Origin of the sequence: Billgrantia antri (assembly GCF_019430905.1) — a bacterium.
Lineage (GTDB): Bacteria > Pseudomonadota > Gammaproteobacteria > Pseudomonadales > Halomonadaceae > Halomonas > Halomonas antri.
On sequence record NZ_JAHYCA010000008.1, the window covers coordinates 141,819 to 159,448 of the forward strand.

20 protein-coding genes are annotated in these 17,630 nt (G+C 67.0%); 8 read left to right on the forward strand and 12 right to left on the reverse strand.

Annotation, left to right across the window (positions count from 1 at the left end; all coding sequences use genetic code 11):
* Positions 1 to 73: 73 nt before the first annotated feature.
* The 6 genes from KPL81_RS19350 to pqqA form a co-directional block, all read right to left on the reverse strand.
* Positions 74 to 2,545 carry an insulinase family protein gene (locus KPL81_RS19350; protein WP_219793527.1) on the reverse strand — a complete coding sequence of 824 codons (2,472 nt, stop codon included), beginning with the start codon at positions 2,543 to 2,545 and terminating at the stop codon, positions 74 to 76.
* Positions 2,542 to 3,693, reverse strand: coding sequence for a pyrroloquinoline quinone biosynthesis protein PqqE (gene pqqE / locus KPL81_RS19355; protein WP_219793528.1), 1,152 nt, complete (start codon positions 3,691 to 3,693; stop codon positions 2,542 to 2,544). The genes KPL81_RS19350 and pqqE overlap by 4 nt, the downstream gene beginning before the upstream one ends.
* Positions 3,686 to 3,976 (reverse strand): pyrroloquinoline quinone biosynthesis peptide chaperone PqqD, encoded by a 291-nt coding sequence (gene pqqD, locus KPL81_RS19360; protein WP_422674150.1) that lies wholly within the window; start codon positions 3,974 to 3,976, stop codon positions 3,686 to 3,688. Before pqqD ends, pqqE begins: the two co-directional genes overlap by 8 nt.
* A gap of 5 nt (positions 3,977 to 3,981) precedes the next feature.
* Complete coding sequence (gene pqqC / locus KPL81_RS19365; protein ID WP_219793530.1) at positions 3,982 to 4,770, reverse strand: pyrroloquinoline-quinone synthase PqqC; 789 nt, start codon at positions 4,768 to 4,770, stop codon at positions 3,982 to 3,984.
* Between the two features lie 68 nt (positions 4,771 to 4,838).
* Entirely contained in the window at positions 4,839 to 5,765 is a 927-nt protein-coding gene (pqqB, locus tag KPL81_RS19370; protein ID WP_219793531.1) for a pyrroloquinoline quinone biosynthesis protein PqqB, read from the reverse strand.
* Between the two features lie 81 nt (positions 5,766 to 5,846).
* Positions 5,847 to 5,918 (reverse strand): pyrroloquinoline quinone precursor peptide PqqA, encoded by a 72-nt coding sequence (gene pqqA, locus KPL81_RS19375; RefSeq protein WP_081786101.1) that lies wholly within the window; start codon positions 5,916 to 5,918, stop codon positions 5,847 to 5,849.
* A gap of 335 nt (positions 5,919 to 6,253) precedes the next feature.
* Between pqqA and KPL81_RS19380 the strand changes: the two genes are divergently transcribed.
* The 8 genes from KPL81_RS19380 to KPL81_RS19415 all read left to right on the forward strand — a co-directional run bounded on the left by KPL81_RS19380 (position 6,254) and on the right by KPL81_RS19415 (position 14,060).
* A complete protein-coding gene (locus KPL81_RS19380) occupies positions 6,254 to 8,077 on the forward strand; it encodes a methanol/ethanol family PQQ-dependent dehydrogenase (RefSeq protein ID WP_219793532.1) in 1,824 nt (607 codons plus the stop codon).
* A 103-nt stretch (positions 8,078 to 8,180) separates the two neighbouring features.
* Positions 8,181 to 8,699, forward strand: coding sequence for a c-type cytochrome (locus KPL81_RS19385; RefSeq protein ID WP_219793533.1), 519 nt, complete (start codon positions 8,181 to 8,183; stop codon positions 8,697 to 8,699).
* Positions 8,700 to 8,742: 43 nt separating this feature from the next.
* A complete protein-coding gene (locus KPL81_RS19390; RefSeq protein ID WP_219793534.1) occupies positions 8,743 to 9,585 on the forward strand; it encodes a substrate-binding domain-containing protein in 843 nt (280 codons plus the stop codon).
* On the forward strand, positions 9,582 to 10,229 hold the full coding sequence (locus tag KPL81_RS19395; protein ID WP_219793535.1) for a hypothetical protein: 648 nt from the start codon (positions 9,582 to 9,584) through the stop codon (positions 10,227 to 10,229). Before KPL81_RS19390 ends, KPL81_RS19395 begins: the two co-directional genes overlap by 4 nt.
* Before the next feature lie 63 nt (positions 10,230 to 10,292).
* Positions 10,293 to 11,504, forward strand: a complete 1,212-nt coding sequence (locus tag KPL81_RS19400) for an ABC transporter substrate-binding protein (RefSeq protein WP_219793536.1) — start codon at positions 10,293 to 10,295, stop codon at positions 11,502 to 11,504.
* An 11-nt stretch (positions 11,505 to 11,515) separates the two neighbouring features.
* Positions 11,516 to 12,490: a PQQ-dependent catabolism-associated beta-propeller protein gene (locus KPL81_RS19405; protein ID WP_240549396.1), complete on the forward strand. Its 975-nt coding sequence runs from the start codon at positions 11,516 to 11,518 to the stop codon at positions 12,488 to 12,490.
* Positions 12,487 to 13,260 carry an ABC transporter ATP-binding protein gene (locus tag KPL81_RS19410; RefSeq protein ID WP_338035641.1) on the forward strand — a complete coding sequence of 258 codons (774 nt, stop codon included), beginning with the start codon at positions 12,487 to 12,489 and terminating at the stop codon, positions 13,258 to 13,260. Before KPL81_RS19405 ends, KPL81_RS19410 begins: the two co-directional genes overlap by 4 nt.
* The gene (locus KPL81_RS19415; protein WP_338035642.1) at positions 13,251 to 14,060 is read left to right on the forward strand and encodes an ABC transporter permease; all 810 of its coding nucleotides are present in this window, start codon (positions 13,251 to 13,253) and stop codon (positions 14,058 to 14,060) included. The genes KPL81_RS19410 and KPL81_RS19415 overlap by 10 nt, the downstream gene beginning before the upstream one ends.
* A gap of 3 nt (positions 14,061 to 14,063) precedes the next feature.
* Here the strand turns inward: KPL81_RS19415 and KPL81_RS19420 are convergent, their stop codons facing one another.
* The 6 genes from KPL81_RS19420 to KPL81_RS19445 all read right to left on the reverse strand — a co-directional run bounded on the left by KPL81_RS19420 (position 14,064) and on the right by KPL81_RS19445 (position 17,529).
* Entirely contained in the window at positions 14,064 to 14,456 is a 393-nt protein-coding gene (locus KPL81_RS19420) for a c-type cytochrome (protein WP_219793538.1), read from the reverse strand.
* Positions 14,456 to 14,818: a hypothetical protein gene (locus KPL81_RS19425; RefSeq protein ID WP_219793539.1), complete on the reverse strand. Its 363-nt coding sequence runs from the start codon at positions 14,816 to 14,818 to the stop codon at positions 14,456 to 14,458. The genes KPL81_RS19420 and KPL81_RS19425 overlap by 1 nt, the downstream gene beginning before the upstream one ends.
* 236 nt (positions 14,819 to 15,054) lie before the next feature.
* Positions 15,055 to 15,423, reverse strand: coding sequence for a hypothetical protein (locus KPL81_RS19430; protein ID WP_219793540.1), 369 nt, complete (start codon positions 15,421 to 15,423; stop codon positions 15,055 to 15,057).
* An 80-nt stretch (positions 15,424 to 15,503) separates the two neighbouring features.
* Entirely contained in the window at positions 15,504 to 15,815 is a 312-nt protein-coding gene (locus tag KPL81_RS19435; protein WP_209474276.1) for an AzlD family protein, read from the reverse strand.
* Positions 15,812 to 16,537 (reverse strand): AzlC family ABC transporter permease, encoded by a 726-nt coding sequence (locus KPL81_RS19440; RefSeq protein ID WP_219793541.1) that lies wholly within the window; start codon positions 16,535 to 16,537, stop codon positions 15,812 to 15,814. Before KPL81_RS19440 ends, KPL81_RS19435 begins: the two co-directional genes overlap by 4 nt.
* Complete coding sequence (locus KPL81_RS19445; RefSeq protein WP_219793542.1) at positions 16,534 to 17,529, reverse strand: LLM class flavin-dependent oxidoreductase; 996 nt, start codon at positions 17,527 to 17,529, stop codon at positions 16,534 to 16,536. The genes KPL81_RS19440 and KPL81_RS19445 overlap by 4 nt, the downstream gene beginning before the upstream one ends.
* Between the last annotated feature and the right edge of the window lie 101 nt (positions 17,530 to 17,630).

The following is a 17,630-nucleotide window of genomic DNA, read 5'->3' on the forward strand; positions in this document are numbered from 1 at the left end:
GACGCAGCGACACAACTGAGTTGCCTATTGGCAACATTCGCTAGAGAGGAGGGCGTGGAAAAAGCGGCGGGCTTCAGCGCGGCTGGTGCAGCCACCAGCGCTGTGACAGACGACCCGCGGCGAGATCCTTTGCCAGCTCGAGCAGCGAGTCGGCATGCAGTGTGGCCAGCGCCTGCGACTCGGCCTCCCAGGGCAGCGGCGGCCAGGGCAGCGGAGGAGGACTCAGGGAGGCCTGGCGACGCAGCGCCTGCCACAGCTGGTCGATGGCCTCGGCCTGGGTCTCGGGGGAGCCGGCATGGGCGAGCAGGCCACGCTTGCGACGCTCCATCTCCGCTGCGGTGAGGTGCGTCAGCGCTTCGCCCTGCTGGGCCAGGAAGTCGCCAATGGCCTGGCGCAGCTCGCCAGCCTCGGTGTGAGGGGATTGCACCACGTAGCCCAGGCGGGGCACGCCAGACGCTTCACGATAGCGCACCACCGCCACGTAGCCCAGGCCGCGTCGCTGGCGCATCTCTTGCTGGAAGCCGGCGTCGTGGCACTGGGCCAGCAGGCGCAGCAGCCAGCGGCTGCGCGGCGAGTCATCGGGGCCGGCGACTTCCAGCATCGCGACGTGGTCGTCGCCCTGGGGCGGCAACCAGAGGGTATCGTTGCCGTCATTGTTGGCCTCGTGACAGGTTTCGCTGGTCTGGTGGGTTGAGCAGCGCTCGGCGAGGCTGTCCAGCATTGTCTGGGCCGCCTCGCCGAGTGCATCGCTGCTTACCCAGCCCAGCATCGGCAAAGCCCCGGCTCGCCCGACCCCGAGCGTCGAGGCTTCGAGCCGAGCCAGCAGACGCTGGGCCAGCAGCCCCGCCGGCGGGTCAGATGGGCATGGGAGGGGCAGCGGTGGCCAGCATGCCAACGCCAACTCCGCCAGGGAGCCGAGTCGCTTGGCCGCTCCGCTGGCGATCAGCCAGTCGCCGCGGGCGTCACCGCCACAGACAAGCTGCAGCCCCTGGGCGAGGGCAGACTGGCGCAATGGCAGCAGGTTCTGCCGCCACTGGAAAAGACGTGCACTCTGCGTTGAGGCCGGGGCGGGCCAGCCCAGGCAGAGGCTGGCCGCCGGGGGGGCGGTCAGCCGTAGCGGCTCACCGTGCCAGAGCGTAACGCGTTCATCCCGGTACAGCAGGCGTGGCGTCGGGTCCTCAGCGCTCGCTTGGGGCCGGTGCTCGGCGAGAACAGGGGGAGCCCGCCAGGGCAGCGGCACCCGCTCCGTCGGCAGTGGCTGGGGGCGCCAGCGGGTCCCGGTCTCGCCCAGCGTCTTCCAAAGCCCGCTGGCAGCGGGGGCATGCCAGAGCAGCCGGCACTGCTCGGGGGCCAGCCAGGGCAAGAGGGCGGCTTCCGCCAAGGCTTCGCCGCATGGTGCATGCTCCGCCGAGCCGGCCAGCTGCCTGGCGTGGCGCCGGGGCCAGGCGTCGAGATCCGCCACCGGTACGGGTGGGGCGGACAGCGCTGCGACGCTGGCCCGTTCGAGTGCCGAGCAGCAGGTAGCCAGTATTGCCTGCACCGTCTCCTCGTCCGGCGCTGGCGCCAGGCTCAGAGCCAGCGCCGCTCCCAGGCCAACGGGGTCGAGAGTCACCTCGAGCCGGTCGAGCTCGATGGCGGCCTGCAGGGTGGCCGCGAGGCGCCCATCGGCAAGCCGGGCCGCCACGGCCATGAGCCAGTCGCCATGGGCAATGGCCTGCTCGTCGGGCAGGGGCCAGAAGAGTTCGAGCGAAGAGGCGCCGGTTTGGGGCATGGGCGGGTGCCATGCCACGCCGCCGGGCTGAGCCCAGCGCCAGGCCCGCCGCGGCGGCACGTCGCCAGTCGGCAGCGCCATGCCATGGCGCATGAGCAGCTCGAGCTGTGCCTCGAGCGGCAGAGGGCCCAGCGACACCAGGGCCATGCGCCCGGCTCGGTAGTGATGGCCATGGAAGTCGGCGAGTCGTGCGGCTAGATGGGAGCCCTCGTTGCCCAGGGTGGCGCGGTTGCCGGCATGGCAGTGCCGGGCGGGATGCCCTTCGCGGCAGAGCCGGCCGAGTGCCATCAGCCGATGCAGCGCCGGGTCGGCCAGCCGGGCATGGAACTCCGCCTCGAGGACCTCCACCTCGCGGGCGACGAGGCCGGGGTCGAAGCGGGGTCGTGCCAGCATGTCCACCAGCCGGACCAGGCCCTCGTCGGTAGCGGCGGGAGGCAGCTGCAGGTGCACCTCGGTCGTGGTTTCGTCGGTGCGAGCGTTGTAGCGTCCGCCCCGCTGGCCGACCCAGCCGGCCAGCTCGCCTGCCCCGGGAAAGTCCGCCGAGCCCAGGAACAGGGCATGCTCGAGCAGATGGGCCAGCCCGCGGCAGTCGTCGGCTTCGTCCAGGTAGCCCACGCCTGCGGCGCCGACCAGACGCTGCCAGCGAGCGTTGGGCACTTCGGCGGCGGAAACGGTCAGGCCGTTGACCAGGCGGGCTTCAAGCAGCCGGCTGCCCGGCGGTAGCCCCGCGCGCCGGGCAAGCTCGTCGTCGGAAACCGCGGATGTGTGGTTCATGTACGGCAGAATACCCGCGATTCATGCACGTTGCGCAGGGTCAGCGCTTCCATTGGCGCGGCGGCGGCACCGGCCTCGCGGCGGGCGGCCTCGACCCGGTGGTGGTCCGGCGACAGCGAGCAGACCGGGTCGGTGGCGGTGGCGTCGCCGGTGAGCAGGTAGGCCTGGCAGCGGCAGCCGCCGACGTCCTGGTGGCGTTCGTCGCAGCTGCGGCAGGGTTCGCGCATCCAGCCGTCGCCGCGGTAGCGATTGAACGCCTCGCTGTCGTACCAGATCTCCCGTAGGCCCCGGTCGCGCACGTTGGGAAAACTCATCGGCAACATGCGCGCGCTATGGCAGGGCAGCACCGCACCGTCGGGCGCCACGGTCATGAAGATCGCGCCCCAGCCGCCCATGCACGCCTTGGGCCGCTCGGCGTAGTAGTCGGGCACCACGAACAGCAGGCGCATGTCGCGGCCACGTTCGGCGAGACGCTCGCGCCAGCGTGCGGTGGTGGCCTCGGCCGTTTCGAGCTGCTCGCGGCTGGGCAGCAGGCCCTCGCGGTTGAGGTGGGCCCAGCCGTACATCTGGCAGTTGGCCAGCTCCACCGCGTCGGCGCCCAGCTCGTCGCACAGGGCGATGATCTCGTCGAGGCGGTCGATGTTGTGGCGGTGCAGCACCACGTTGAGCACCATGGGATAGCCGGCCGCCTTGACCGATCGGGCCATGGCCAATTTCTTGGCGTGGGCCTTGGGCGAGCCGGCCACCGCCGCGGCGACGTCGGGATCGGAGGCCTGCAGGCTGATCTGGATATGGTCGAGCCCGGCCGCGTGCAGCGCCTCGATGCGCGCCTCGTCGAGCCCCAGCCCGGAGGTGATCAGGTTGGTGTAGAAGCCCAGGCGGCGCGCCTCAGCCACCAGCGTCTCGAGGTCGCGCCGCACCAGCGGCTCGCCGCCGGAAAAGCCCATCTGCACCGCGCCCATGGCGCGGGCCTGGGTCAGGACATCGATCCACTCCTCGGTGGAGAGCTCCTCCTTCACCGCGGCGAAGTCGAGCGGATTGGAGCAGTAGGCGCACTGCAGCGGGCAGCGGTAGGTCAGCTCGGCGAGCAGCCACAGCGGGGCGCCGGTAGCGCCGTTGACGGCAGTGGTGTGGGTACGGTCAGTCATGCTGGATCCACCCTTGTCGTGCGGCGTCGAGCAGGAATTCGTGCACGTCCCGTTCGATCTCCGCGGCGGGGGCATCGGCAAACCGGGCCTGCAGGTTCGCCACTACGTCTGCCACGTCGCGCTGGCCGTCGAGCTGGCCGTCGAGCTGGCCGAGGATGGCCCCGGCACTGTCGTTGAGCTGCACCATGCCCTCGGGATAGAGCAGCACGTGGCGGCCCTGGGCTTCCTCCCACTGCAGGCGCCAGCCCGGGCGCAGGCGATAGACGCTGGTTGACTCGATCATAGCCATCAAAGCCCCCGGTGGTAAACGCGCTGGTCGGTGATGCTGTGGTAGGGCGGGCGCTCGAGCTGGTAGGCCAGGGTCATGGCGTCGAGCATGCTCCACAATACGTCGAGCTTGAACTGCAGGATCTCCAGGGCGCGCTGCTGGGCGGCGGCGGTGGTGCATACCGCCAATGCCACCTCGAGGCCATGGTCGACGTCGCGCCGCGCTTCCTTCAGGCGCTTGCGGAAGTAGCCGTAGCCGGCCTCGTCGATCCAGGGATAGTGGGTCGGCCAGGTGTCGAGCCGGCTCCTGTGCGCCTGGGGGGCGAACAGTTCGGTCAGCGAGGAAATCGCCGCCTCCTGCCAGCTCGCCAGGCGCACGAAGTTGACATAGGCGTCCACGGCGAAGCGCACGCCGGGCAGCACGTGCTCCTGGGCCCACAGTTCGTCGCGGGTCAGCCCCACCGCCTCGCCGAGGGTCAGCCACGCCTCGATGCCGCCCCCGTCGTCGTCATGGCCGTCGTGGTCGAGCAGGCGCTGGATCCAGCGGCGGCGCGTGGCGGCATCGGGGCAGTTGGCCAGTAGCGCGGCATCCTTCTGCGGAATCATTACCTGGTAATAGAAGCGGTTGGCCACCCAGCCGCGAATCTGCTCCGGCGTGGCGCGCCCCTCGGCCATGTCGACCTGATAGGGGTGATGGATATGGTAGTAGTCACCCTTGGCCAGCAGGGCTTCGCGAAAGGCCTGCGGAGACAGGGCCGGTGCGTCGGCCTCGGCCGTGGAGGCAGCGAAAGGCGATGCGATGGAACTCATGAGGCGCTTCCTTCCCTTGCATGGCGTAGTGATGGCTATTGTTGTGACGTCAACCGCGGTAGTCGGGTTCAGATCTCCAGGCGCATGCCGTCGAAGGCGACCTCGATGCCGGCGTCACTCAGCGTGGCTCGCTCGGGCGAGCGCTCATCGAGGATCGGGTTGGTGTTGTTGATGTGGATCAGCACCCGGCGGGTGGCGCGCGGCAGAGCCTCCAGCTCCTCCAGCAACCCACCTCTGCCCGCCAGCGCCAGGTGGCCCATATCGGTGCCGGTTGCCTTTCCCACACCGGCGCGGATCAGCTCGTCGTCATGCCACAGGGTGCCATCGACGAGCACGCAGTCCGCCTGGCTCAGAAAACCACGTACCCGTTCGTCGAGCCGGCCGAGTCCCGGCGCATAGAACAGCCGCGTGCCGCACTTGCGGTCCTCGATCAGCAGGCCGATGTTATCGCCCGGGGTGGGTGCGCCGCGACGCGGCGAATAGGGCGGTGCGTTGCTGGTCAGCGCCACGGCAGTGAAGGTCAGGCCGGGGCAGGCCGGGACCTCGAACTCGCCTTCGTGGTGGGCTTCATCGATGGCGATGGGACGCCAGTGCAAGCCGCCCCAGTGCTCCAGCATGGTAAACAGCGGGAAGCCGCTGCTCAGGTCCTGGTGCACGTTGGGCGTGCACCAGACATCGAAGGGGCATCCCTCGCGTAGCGACAGCAGGCCGGTGGCATGATCGATCTGGGCGTCCACCAGTAGCACGCCGCCGATGCCGCTGTCGCGCGGGATCCGTCGCGGGTGAAGTTCGGGGTTGGCGGCCAACTGGGTGCGGATGTCGGGCGAGGCATTGCACAACAGCCAGCGCTCGCCGTCGCTGCTGATGGCGATCGACGACTGCGTGCGAGGGGTTGCCTCGATGCTGCCCTCACGTAGGCTGCGGCACAGCGAGCAGTTGCAGTTCCACTGAGGAAAGCCGCCGCCTGCTGCAGCGCCCAGTACCAGTACATGCATGCGAGGCTCCGTACCGAACATGGATAAAAACGGCTGACGCCCAGGAAGAGCGTCAGCCGGTCAATGCTGCCCAAGAAAAGATCAGCGGTTGGATATGTATAGCGTCACTTCGAAGCCGAGACGCAGGTCGGTATACGCAGGCTTGGTCCACATAGGAGGCCCTCCACATTGGGTGGATTTCGTTGCATGCACTCCACCAGTAAAGCAGCGAACGGCGTGACTGCCTTTCGACCTAAGTCGCATGCCTCAAAAGCAAGCACGAGCGTAACGCGTTGAAACGCCGCCGTGATGCGGCTCGATGAAGTATTTGAAAAGATTGTTGCCAAGGGGCAATAGACTTTTGACCTTAAAGCGATGCCTAAATCATGCCTTCCGACCTGTGGCTAGGAAAAGTTGTGCTAGACCTTCTCAATGTCAATAGCTGAAACACAACGATACAAGATGTGCCGTTTCCCCAGGCACACCTTCAGTGAGACGGAGACAACGCCATGCTTAGGGAGACAGGTTACGCAGTCATGGCCATTGGGTTGATGGCCACAACGGCGGCTCATGCCAATCAAAATCAACTCGAGCTTCAACAAAATCCGGAATACTGGGCGACCCAGCTGGGTAACTACCAAGGTAACCGCTTCAGCGAGCTGGACCAGATCAATCGCGACAATGTGGATGAGCTGCGCGCTGTGTGGCAGTTTTCCACCGGCGTACTGCGTGGTCACGAAGGCGGCCCCCTCTATGTCGGTGATGGTCGTCTGTACATTCACACCCCCTTCCCCAACAAGGTTTTCGCCCTCGACCTGGAAGACGAGGGTCGCGTGGTCTGGAGCTACGAGCCGGACCAGGACTCCCGTGTCATACCGGTAATGTGCTGTGACACGGTCAATCGCGGGCTGGCCTACGCCGACGGCCGCCTGTTCCTCGGCCAGGCCGACAATACCCTGATCGCGCTGGATTCGGAAACGGGCGAGCTGCTGTGGGAGGTCAGCAACGGCGACCATACCGTTGGCGAGACCAACACCATGTCGCCGCTGGTGGTCCACGACAAGGTTTTGATCGGTGTCAGCGGCGGCGAGTACGGCATTCGTGGTCATATGACCGCTTACGATGTCGAGACCGGTGAACAGGTGTGGCGAGGTTACTCCACCGGCCCCGACGACGAAGTGCTGATCGATCCCGAGACCACCACCATGCTGGGCGAGCCGATCGGCGAGTCCGATCTCGGCGTCTCCACCTGGCCCGAGGGCGAATGGGAGCGTGGCGGTGGTGCCCCATGGGGCTGGGTCACCTACGACCCCGAGCTCGACCTGGTCTACTACGGCACCGGCAACCCCGGCACCTGGAACCCCGAGCAGCGCACCAAGGACGGCGAGCCCGCCGACAACAAGTGGGCCATCACGGTATTTGCCCGCGATCCCAACGATGGGACGGTCAAGTGGGTCTATCAGAAGGTGCCCTTCGACGAGTGGGACTACGATGGGGTCAACGAGAACCAGCTGATCGACATCGAATACGAGGGCGAGCAGCGCAAGGGCCTGGCGATCATCGACCGTACCGGCTTCGGCTTCCTGCTCGATCGCGAAACCGGTGAGCTGCTGGTGGCCGAAAAGTTCGCCCCCGAGACCAACTGGGCCGACAGCTACGACATGGAGACCGGACGGCCCAACGTCAACGAGCAGTACAGCACCTACCGGCAGGGGGTGGGCGTCAACACCACCGACATCTGCCCCACCGCCATGGGCGCCAAGAACATGCAGCCGACTGCCTACTCGCCGCGCACCGGGCTGATCTATGCCGGCATCAACCGGATCTGCATGAACTACGAGCCCTTCGAAGCCGAATACGTGGCTGGCCAGCCCTACGTCGGTGCCACCCTGACCATGATGCCGGCACCGACGCAGAACGGCAGCATGGAGGGTCGCATGGGCAGCTTCATCGCCTGGGATCCTGTGGCTGGCGAAACCGTGTGGGAGATCGATGAACGCTTCGCGGTGTGGAGCGGGGCGCTGGCCACGGCCGGTGACCTGGCCTTCTACGGTACGTTGGAAGGGCACGTGAAGGCGGTCGATATCGAAACCGGCGAGGAGCTGTGGCGCTTCAAGACGCCCTCCGGGATCATCGGTAACGTCAACACCTTCATGCACGAAGGCAAGCAGTACGTGGCCGTACTCTCCGGCGTCGGCGGCTGGGCCGGCATCGGCCTCGCGGCCGGCCTGGAAAATCCCGAGGAGGGGCTGGGTGCGGTGAGTGCCTTCTCCGCCCTGGGGGACTACACCAAGCTCGGCGGTGTGCTGACGGTGTTCGCGCTGCCGGATTGAGCCGGTTCATGATCGGGCGGGTATGGCGATGCCATACCCGCCCATCCTTGTCTTTCCGGCGGCGTCGTCCACGATGCGCCCGAGTTGTAGAAGGAAGTCCTGCATGACGGTACTTGCACGTTCCTGCCGCGGTATGCTCTCCACGCTCGTCGCCCTGCTGCCACTGGGGCTGGTCCAGGTCGGTCTGGCCGACGAGCATCGCATCACCGGCGAGGGCATTGGTGCCTTCGTCGTCGAAGACGGCAAGGTCGATCCCGACACCTATGACGGATACATCGTCTATACCCGCTCCTGCATGGCCTGCCATGGGCCGGATGGCCTGGGCTCCTCTTTCGCGCCCAACCTGATCCGCGCCGTGGAGCGGCGTGGCTGGGAGAATTTCGCCGGTACCATCGCCTCCGGGCGCGAGATCCAGCCTGGCCAGGTGATGCCTTCCTTCGCCGACGATCCCTACGTCATGGGCAACATACCCAAGATATTCAGCTATCTGCGTGCGCGCGGCGAAGGTGGCCTGGGGCGCGGTCGCCCGAAGATCATCGAGTCGATGCAGGAGCCGGACGCAGAACAAGGCGAGCAGGACGAGGACAAAGACGAGGCCGCCGAGGAAGCGAGCGCCGAGTAAACGTTGCACCGTTCGCCATGTCGTTTCCGCCAGCGGAGGATGCATGAGAGCAGCCTGTCGTCAGATAGTACGAGCCGTGACTCTGGCCCTGGGCCTGGTTCTCGCCTGTGGTGCATTTGCCGAACTCCCCGAGCGCCAGGAGCGCGAGGCCCTGCGGGTCTGCGCCGATGGCAACAATCTCCCTTTCAGCAACCAGGCCGGCGAAGGCTTCGAGAACCGTATCGCCGAGCTGATGGCAGAAGACCTGGGCGTACCGCTGACCTACGTGTGGGCGCCCCAGGTGATGGGTTTCGTACGCAACACCCTGGAGCTGCGTGTCTGCGACGTGATGATCGGTACCGTGGCAGGCTACGATTTCGTACAGAATACCAACGCCTACTATCGTTCGGTCTATTCGCTGGTAGTGCCCGCAGATTCCGATCTCGCCGCTACCCGTCTAAGCGACCCTGCGTTCTCCGGCAGGCGCATCGGTGTGGTAGCGGAAACCCCGCCAATTGTGCCGCTGCGCCGCAGCGGGGCCCGCATAGAGGGCTATCCGCTGATGGTCGACACCCGGGTGCGTGCGCCGGTGCGTGACGCCATCGAGGACGTGGCCGCCGGCAACACGGAGGGGGCCGTGCTGTGGGGGCCATTGGCCGGTTATTACGCGGCACGCCAGGAACCCCCGCTGAAAGTCGTACCGCTAGTGAATGATGACACCGGGGCTCATCTCGATTACCGCATCACCATGGGAGTGCGCCACGGCGAGCCCCACTGGAAGGACTGGATCAACGACTTCATCGACCGTCGCCAGGAGGAGATCGACGCGATCCTGGCCGATTACGACGTGCCGCTGCTTGACCGGCACGGCCAACTACTGGGAACGAGCGAGGGAGGCGACTCATGAGCAGAGCGAGCCGACTTCCTGGGCGCATGCTCTTGCTGGGATTGTTGACGGGGCTGACGCTGGCCGGCGTGGCCCAGGTCGAGGCCCAGCGCGCCGCAGCGGGGCCGCCCGACTGGCCCTGCGTGCAACGCCTGATCCCCGAGCTGGCCTGGGGCACCATCTGGACAGGGCCACCGCTGGATGAGCTGGAACAGGCCTGGTGGGAGGACGAGGAGGTCGGTCGGGTGGTGCGCTTCGCCACCTCGCGTACGACCCCCAAGGAGCAGGCGCTGGAGTGGGTGAGAGCGTTCGTCGAGTCGGTGGACGAGGAAGACGCCGAGCAACGGCTGACCCTGCTCTTTTCCGGCTTGTTCGAGCTCACCGACCGTGAACGCAAGCGCACCATCGAGAGAATTCGCCAAGCCTCTCGCGCCCAATTGACACGCCTGGAGACGATTTCCGCCATGGTCGATGAGCTGGAGGAACGGCGCGCCGACGACGAGGCGGATGAGGCCGAGATCGAGCGGCTCTCCGAGGCGCTGTTCTGGGAGCAGCGTACCTTCCAGCATCGCCAGCAGACGCTGCCGGCCATGTGCGACCAGCCCTACCTGTTGGAAGAGGAGCTGGCACGTATGGTACGGGTCATCATGGCGCGCATGCCGTGAGCGGGCTGTAGTGAAAGAGCCATAACGACAACAGCGGTGGCACAGGCTGCCTGAGGAGCACGCATGAAAGCGCGACGGGGTCCCCTTCGCTGGCTGGCGACGGGCGGGCTGGCTCTTGGCCTGGGGTGGTCGGCGCTGCTGCCGGCCGAGACGCTGGAGCCCATTGTCGTGGGTTATCTGGGCATGGAGCGACCCGATGACCGGGAGCCGCTCTCGGTGCTCGACCCGGTACTCGATGACGAAGGGGTGCAGGGCGCCCGCCTGGGCATCAACGACAACAACGCCTCGGCGCAATTCCTCGGCCAGGAGTTCGTGCTCCACGAAGCGACGGTGGCTGAGGGGGGCGAAATTGACGAGGCGCTGGAGGGGCTGGTCGAGCAGGGCGTGGAGTGGATCGTCAGCGACCTGCCCGCCGACGCGCTGCTGGAGGTCATGGCGCATCCCGACCTGGGTGCACGAATCGTGTTCAACGCACGGGCGCCGGACGATCCCCTGCGCAGCGAGGCATGCCATTCCCAGCTGTACCACACCACACCCAGCCGGCGCATGCTGGCCGACGCCCTGGCCCAGTTCCTCGGCTTCAAGCAGTGGAATCGCTGGGCGCTGGTCTACGGCAACACCGAGGAGGATCGCATCCTGGCCGATGTCCTGCGCGCCGCGGCCGAGCGCTACGGCCATCGCATCGTGGGCGACAAGCAGTGGCCTCACGATCCCATGGCACGCCGCGCCGAGGGCGGCTTTCACGCCATCCAGCGCGAGATCCCCGTGTTCGTCCAGGACCTTCCCGAGCACGACGTGCTGGTGATCGCCGACGAGACCGACTACTTCGGCGAATACTTCCCCTATCAGACCTGGGCGCCGCGCCCGGTGGTCGGCACCCAGGGGCTGATCGCCACGCCCTGGCACCGTGCGCATGAATCCTGGGGAGCGGTGCAGCTGCAGCGGCGCTTCGAAGAGCTGGCCGAGCGCTGGATGACGCCGCGGGATTTCGCCGCCTGGCTGGCGCTGCGTTCGCTGGGCGAGGCGGCCGCCAGAACCGGCTCGGTCGAGCGGGAAACGATTCTCGACTACATGCTGAGCGAGGAGTTCGAGCTTGCCGGCTACCTCGGCCTGCCGGTCAGCTATCGCGCCTGGAATCACCAGCTGCGCCAGCCGATCCTGGTCACCGGGCCACGCATGGTGGCTTCGGTATCGCCGCAGGAGGGCTATCTGCATCCACGCACGCCGCTCGACTCGCTGGGCGTCGACGAGGGGGAATCGACATGCCGTTTCTGAGCCAGAGAAACATGACCGCGACCCTCAAGCGCGCCGTGCTGGGGCTGGTGCTGGGTACGCTGCCGCTGGCCGCCCAGGCCGAGCGAATCTTCGTCTCCAACGAGAAGGACAACACCGTGTCGGTGATCGACGGCACGAGCCTCGAGGCAGTGGAGACCATCGAGGTCGGTCGCCGCCCCCGTGCGATGGCCTTCAGCAGCGACGGCAGCGAGCTGTTCGTGGCGGTGGGCGACGACGAAGCCATCGACATTATCGACCTGGGGACGCTCAAGGTCGTGCGCAGCCAGTCCGCGGGCGACGATCCGGAGGTGATTCGCGTCGACCCCAACCGGCCCTACGTGTATATCTCCAACGAGGACGACAACATCGTCTCGGTGATCGATTACGAGCGACGCACCCTGGTCGACGAGATCCCTGTGGGGGTCGAGCCGGAAGGGCTCGGCATCAGTCCCGACGGGCGCTGGCTGATCTCGACCACCGAGACCTCGAACATGGCGCACATCATCGACCTCGAGGCCAGGGAGGCAGTACACCATCGCCTGGTGGGCGCGCGGCCACGGCATGCCGAATTCACCCATGACGGCCGCAAGGCCTGGGTCTCGTCAGAAATTGCGGGCGTAGTCTCGATTCTCGACATGGTGGAAAGCTTCGACGTCGAGCACGTGATCCGCTTCGACGTACCCGGTGTGCCACGAGAGACCGTTCAGGCGGTCGGCGTCGCCCTGACCTCCGACGGGCGCTACGGCTTCGTCGCCCTGGGCCCTTCGAACCGGGTGGCGGTGATCGACCAGCAGAGCTACGAGGTGCTCGACTACATCCTGGTCGGCCAGCGGGTCTGGCACCTGGCGCTCAACGGCGACGAGAGCCGGCTCTACACCACCAACGGGGTCAGCGGCGACGTGACCGTGATCGAGATCGACGGCCTGCGGGCGGTCAAGTCGATCCCGGTGGGGCGCTTTCCCTGGGGCGTGATCGTCCAGCCGTGAGTGAGACGAGCGCCAACCGCGCGGGGCAGGCACTTGCCCTGGAGATCCGCCAGCTGAGCTTTGCCTACGTGGGCCGGCCGGTGCTCGACGACGTGTCGCTGAGCGTGGCGGCGGGGGAGTTCGCCGTGCTGCTCGGCCCCAACGGTGCCGGCAAGACCACGCTGCTCTCGCTGGTCACCCGGCTGCACGATCGCCGGCGAGGCGAGATACGCATCGGCGGCTACGACGTGCGCCGTCAGGCGGTGCAGGCCCATGCCCGCATCGGCGTGGTGTTCCAGCAGCCGACTCTGGATCTCGATCTCAGCGTGGCGCAGAACCTCGCCTATCACGGCGCGCTGCATGGCATGGGGTGGCGCGAGGCGAAGAGTCGGGCCCTGGTGCAGCTCGAGCGCGTGGGGCTCGCCGATCAGCGACGTACGCGGGTACGGCGCCTCTCCGGTGGCCAGCGGCGGCGGGTGGAAATCGCCCGTGGCTTGATGCACTCGCCGCGCCTGCTGCTGCTCGACGAGCCCACCGTAGGGCTCGATATCGCCTCGCGCCGCGAGCTGGTCGACCACGCCCACCGGCTATGCGCCGAGGAGGACGTGGCGGTGCTGTGGGCGACTCACCTGATCGACGAGGTGCGCGCCGCTGACCGGGTTCTGGTATTGCACCGCGGTCAACTGCTGGCCGACGAGCGTGCCGAGACGCTCATCGCCCGACTCGGCGTCGACACGCTGAGCGAGGCGTTCGATCTCCTGGTCGGAACGCAGGAGGCCGCATGCGAGTGATGCCCTGGCTGCACTGCCTGCGTGGCGTGGTGGGACGCGAGCTGCTGCGCTTCCTTCACCAGCGCAGCCGGTTTCTTGCCGCCCTGGTGCGACCCTTGGTGTGGCTGTTCGTCTTCGCCACTGGTTTTCGCATGGCGCTGGGGGTGGCCATGACCGAGCCCTACCAGACCTACATTCTTTACGAGGTCTACATTGTCCCGGGTCTGGTGGGCATGATCCAGCTGTTCAACGGTATGCAGAGCTCGCTGTCGATGGTCTATGACCGTGAGATGGGCAGCATGCGGGTACTGCTCGTCAGCCCCTTCCCGCGCTGGTACCTGCTGGTGTGCAAGCTGTTGGCCAGTACCCTGGTCTCGGTGGTGCAGGTCTACGTGTTCCTGGCCATCGCCTGGGCCTACGGTATCCAGGCGCCCCCGTTGGGCTATCTTTACGTGCTGCCGGCACTGCTGGTGACCGGCTGCATGGTCGGAGCGCTGGGGCTGCTGCTCTCCTCGTTCATTCGTCAGCTGGAGAACTTCGCCGGGGTGATGAACTTCGTCATCTTCCCGATGTTCTTCCTCTCCTCGGCGCTCTACCCGCTGTGGCGCATCCGCGAGGGCAGCTACCTGGTCTATCAGATCGCCGCGCTCAACCCCTTCACCCACGCCGTGGAGATGATCCGTTTCGCCATGTACCAGCGCTTCAACATCGAGGCGGTAGCGATCAGCGTGGCGGTGGCGGCGCTGCTGCTGGCGCTGGCGATCCTGGGCTATAACCCTTCCCGGGGCATGATGGCCCGCAAGGGCGGGGGTGGCGACTGAACCTCAGGGCGCGGCGAGGCTTTCCAGGTAGTCAATGATATGCCTGCGCGTGCGCTCGTCCAGGCCCCACAGCACCATGCGGGTCCCGGGCAGAAAATCCTGAGGGCCGGCGAGGAAGGCGTCGAGGTTCTTGCGATTCCATGACAGGTCGGCTTGTTCCAGGACCGGTGAGTAGTCGAAGTCCTCGAGGCTGCCGGCCGGCCGACCGAACAGGCCATGCAGGCTGGGGCCGGCCAGGTGCCGGCCGGGGTCGATGCTGTGACAGCCGACGCACTGAGCGCGGAACGACCGCTCGCCCTCGGCGAATTCGTCAGCCAGGACCGTCAGCGGAGCGAGCAGGAGAGTGGCGAGCACCAGGCCGGCGATAAGGTGGCTGCTGTAGCGGTAGCGGGGCATCAGAAACAGCGCAGGTTGGCGTCGGCCTGGGCCTGGCGCAGGGCGTCGACCTGGTCCTGCATGCCGCGCTCGGTGCGGAACAGTACGCCGAGTTCGCCGCGCTGATCCTGCATGCCCAGCACCGTCTCGACCTGCTCGTAAGTGTCGTAGCTGAGGTGCTCGGCGATCACGTCGATACTGCAGGCGCACTTCTGCATGGTCAGGTAGTCATTGCCGTTGGAGGCCATGCAGCCCAGCACGTAGTCGACGCGTGCCTCGGTGGGGTAGTCGTTGGCCAGGCTCGTCGTGGCGAGAGAGAGCAGCAAGCAGGCGAGCGCCGTCTGGCACAGCATGCCGGTTGCTGTCGTCCGAAGTCGAGGCATTGTTATTGTCTCCGGAAGCATCAAGGCTGTATGGCTTCAAGGTATGGCAGTCGTACGGATTCTGCCACTACCGAGGCGTGCCTATCGGCATGATGGCGAGTGCCTATTGGGCCTGGCGGAAGCGCGACGGTAACATGTCTCGATCGGCCTGAGCCGATTGTCTGCATCCCCTGCATGACATTTGCGGCCCGCCTCTCGGCGGGCTTTTTTCCTCTACGGCGCGTGGGCAGAGCAGGTCAGCCCTTGCGCTCGTCGTCGCGTACTTCGTAGTCGCCCTCGAGCAATTCGTGCTCGCTGGAGTAGTGGCGCTCCTGATAGCGCGCTTCACGATAGTGATAGCCTCCGCCGGCATCCTTGGCCTGCTCGGCGCGGATTTGCTCGAGGCGCTTCTTCATGCGGTAGCGCACGATCGGTAGCATGGCCCAGCCGAGCAGCAGGAAGAACAGACCGAGTACGGTGCCCACGATCAGCAGCAGGCCGAACAGCAGCCAGGTAACGATGAGCTTGAGCCCGCCCAAGGGGCCGCGAGGCGTCTGATGCGCCCGAGCGCGCCACTGTTGGGCGGCCTGCCAAGCGGCGTTGCGGCGGGGGTCGTTGTCGAACATGAGCGTCTCCGGTCAAGGACGCCGCGACGCGGCGTACGGAATGGCTGTCCCTTTGAGGCTGTGGGCCGAGGATCGTTCCCCTATGCGACCAGTCGCCACAGGGCGGCGGTGGCGATACCGGCGCTGATCGCCGCTAGCGTCTTGTGGCTGGCCAGCATCACGGTGAGAGTGGCCAGCAGCGCCAGGCGCGCCCCCCAGTCGCCCTGTATCGCCATGGGCGTGATCACCGCGACCAGTACCGAGCCCGCCATGGCGTTGATGAAGCGCTCCACTCTGGGGCCGATGGGGAGGCGCGACATTACGAACACGCCGCCGGCACGAGTCAGATAGGTAACCAGTGCCATCAGCAGGATGGCGACGGCCGATCCCGCCAACGTCGAGGGCAGGCTCATGCGACGGCCTCCCGTTTTTTACGATCGGGCCACACCAGCAGGCCGGCCAGCCCGCCGGCCAGGGCGCCGACGATGACGTGGGAGTGGGGCGGTAGCCAGGCCATGGCGGCCAGCGCGGCCAGCGCCGCGGCCCCCCAGGGCACCAGCATCGACAGGTCACGCCGACCGCCCACCAGCATGGCCAGCAGGAAGCAGCCCATGATCACGTCGAGGCCGAAGCGTTCGGGCTCGGCGATGCCGCTGCCGAAGAGCACGCCGAGCAACGTGCCGGCAAGCCAGGTCAGCCACAGCGCGATGCCGCCTCCCACCAGCATACCGACATTGGTTTCGCCGCGCTGGTGATCGGCCACGGCCATGGCCCAGTTGGAGTCGCTCATCACCACCAGGCTGGCATAGCGCTGCTTCGGGGGAAGGTGTGCCAGCCAAGGCTGAATGGCGGCGCCCATCAGCAAGTGGCGGGCATTGATGGCGAAGGTGGTGGCGATCAACGGCAGCAGCGGAATCTCGGGCCCCCACAGCTCGAGAGCGGCGAACTGCGAGGCGCCGGCGAAGACCAGCGCGCTCATCATCATCGCCTCGAGCCCCGAGAGGCCGCGGGACAGCGCGGCCACACCGAAGGCCAGGCCGAAGACCACCACGAACAGCGACAGCGGCGCCATGCGACGCACGCCAGTGAGGACGCCGGCCAGATCGAGCCGGGCACCCGGGCTGGTCTGGCTCATCGTCGCCACACCTCGGCCACGATTTCGTAGCTGCGCAGGCGGTCCTCGCTGGAATAGGTGTCGGTGTTGAGCATCAGCTCGTCGGCCCCGGTCTGCTCGAGGAAGCGTTCGAGTCCCTCGCGCACGGTATCCGGCCCGCCGATCACCGCCGCGCCGAGGAACTGCTCCACCTGGACACGCTCCATGGGCGTCCAGTCGAGGGTCTCGATCGGCGGCAGCGAGCGAGTGCGACGGCCGCGCACCATGCCGAGGAATTTCTGGCGGGTGGTGGAGGCGAGAAACTCGGCGCGCTCGTCGCTCTCGGCGGCGATGACCGGCAGCCCGACCATCGCATAGGGGTGCTCTAGCAGCGCCGAGGGGCGGAAATTGTCGCGATACAGGCGCAATGCTTCGTGCAGGTAGCCCGGCGCGAACTGGGCGGCGAAGGCGAAGGGCAGCCCCTCGCGGGCGGCGAGCTGGGCGCTGTAGCCGCTGGAGCCGAGCAGCCACAGCGGCACCCGAGTGCCCTGGCCGGGCACGGCGCGTACGCGCTGGCCGGGTTGCTCGTCGTCGAGGTAGCCCTGCAGCTCGGCGAGCAGCTCGGGGAAATTCTCGGCTCCTGCATAAGGGTCGCGGCGCAGCGCAGTCATGGTGGCGGCGTCGGAGCCGGGCGCGCGCCCCAGGCCCAGGTCGATGCGGCCCGGGTAGAGGGTTTCCAGGGTGCCGAACTGCTCGGCGATCACCAGGGGCGCATGGTTGGGCAGCATGATGCCGCCGCTGCCCACGCGAAGGCGTGAGGTGGCGCCGGCGATATGGCCGATCAGTACCGCGGTGGCGGCACTGGCAATGCCGTCGAGGCTGTGATGCTCGGCCAGCCAGTAGCGGGAGAAGCCGAGGCGCTCGGTCAGTCGGGCCAGCGCCACGCTCTCCGCGAAGCTGTCGGCGATGGTCCCCCCCTGGCGGATCGGCGCCAGGTCGAGCACGGATAGCGGGGTGTCGGAAAGTCGGGACATGTTAAGACTCGTCAAAAACCTTAGCCTGCTTGGTTTCTCCAGAATCGTCGTGTCGGCGCCGCGATGCAATGGTTTTTCTGTTCCGGGAGCAGGCCGATGCC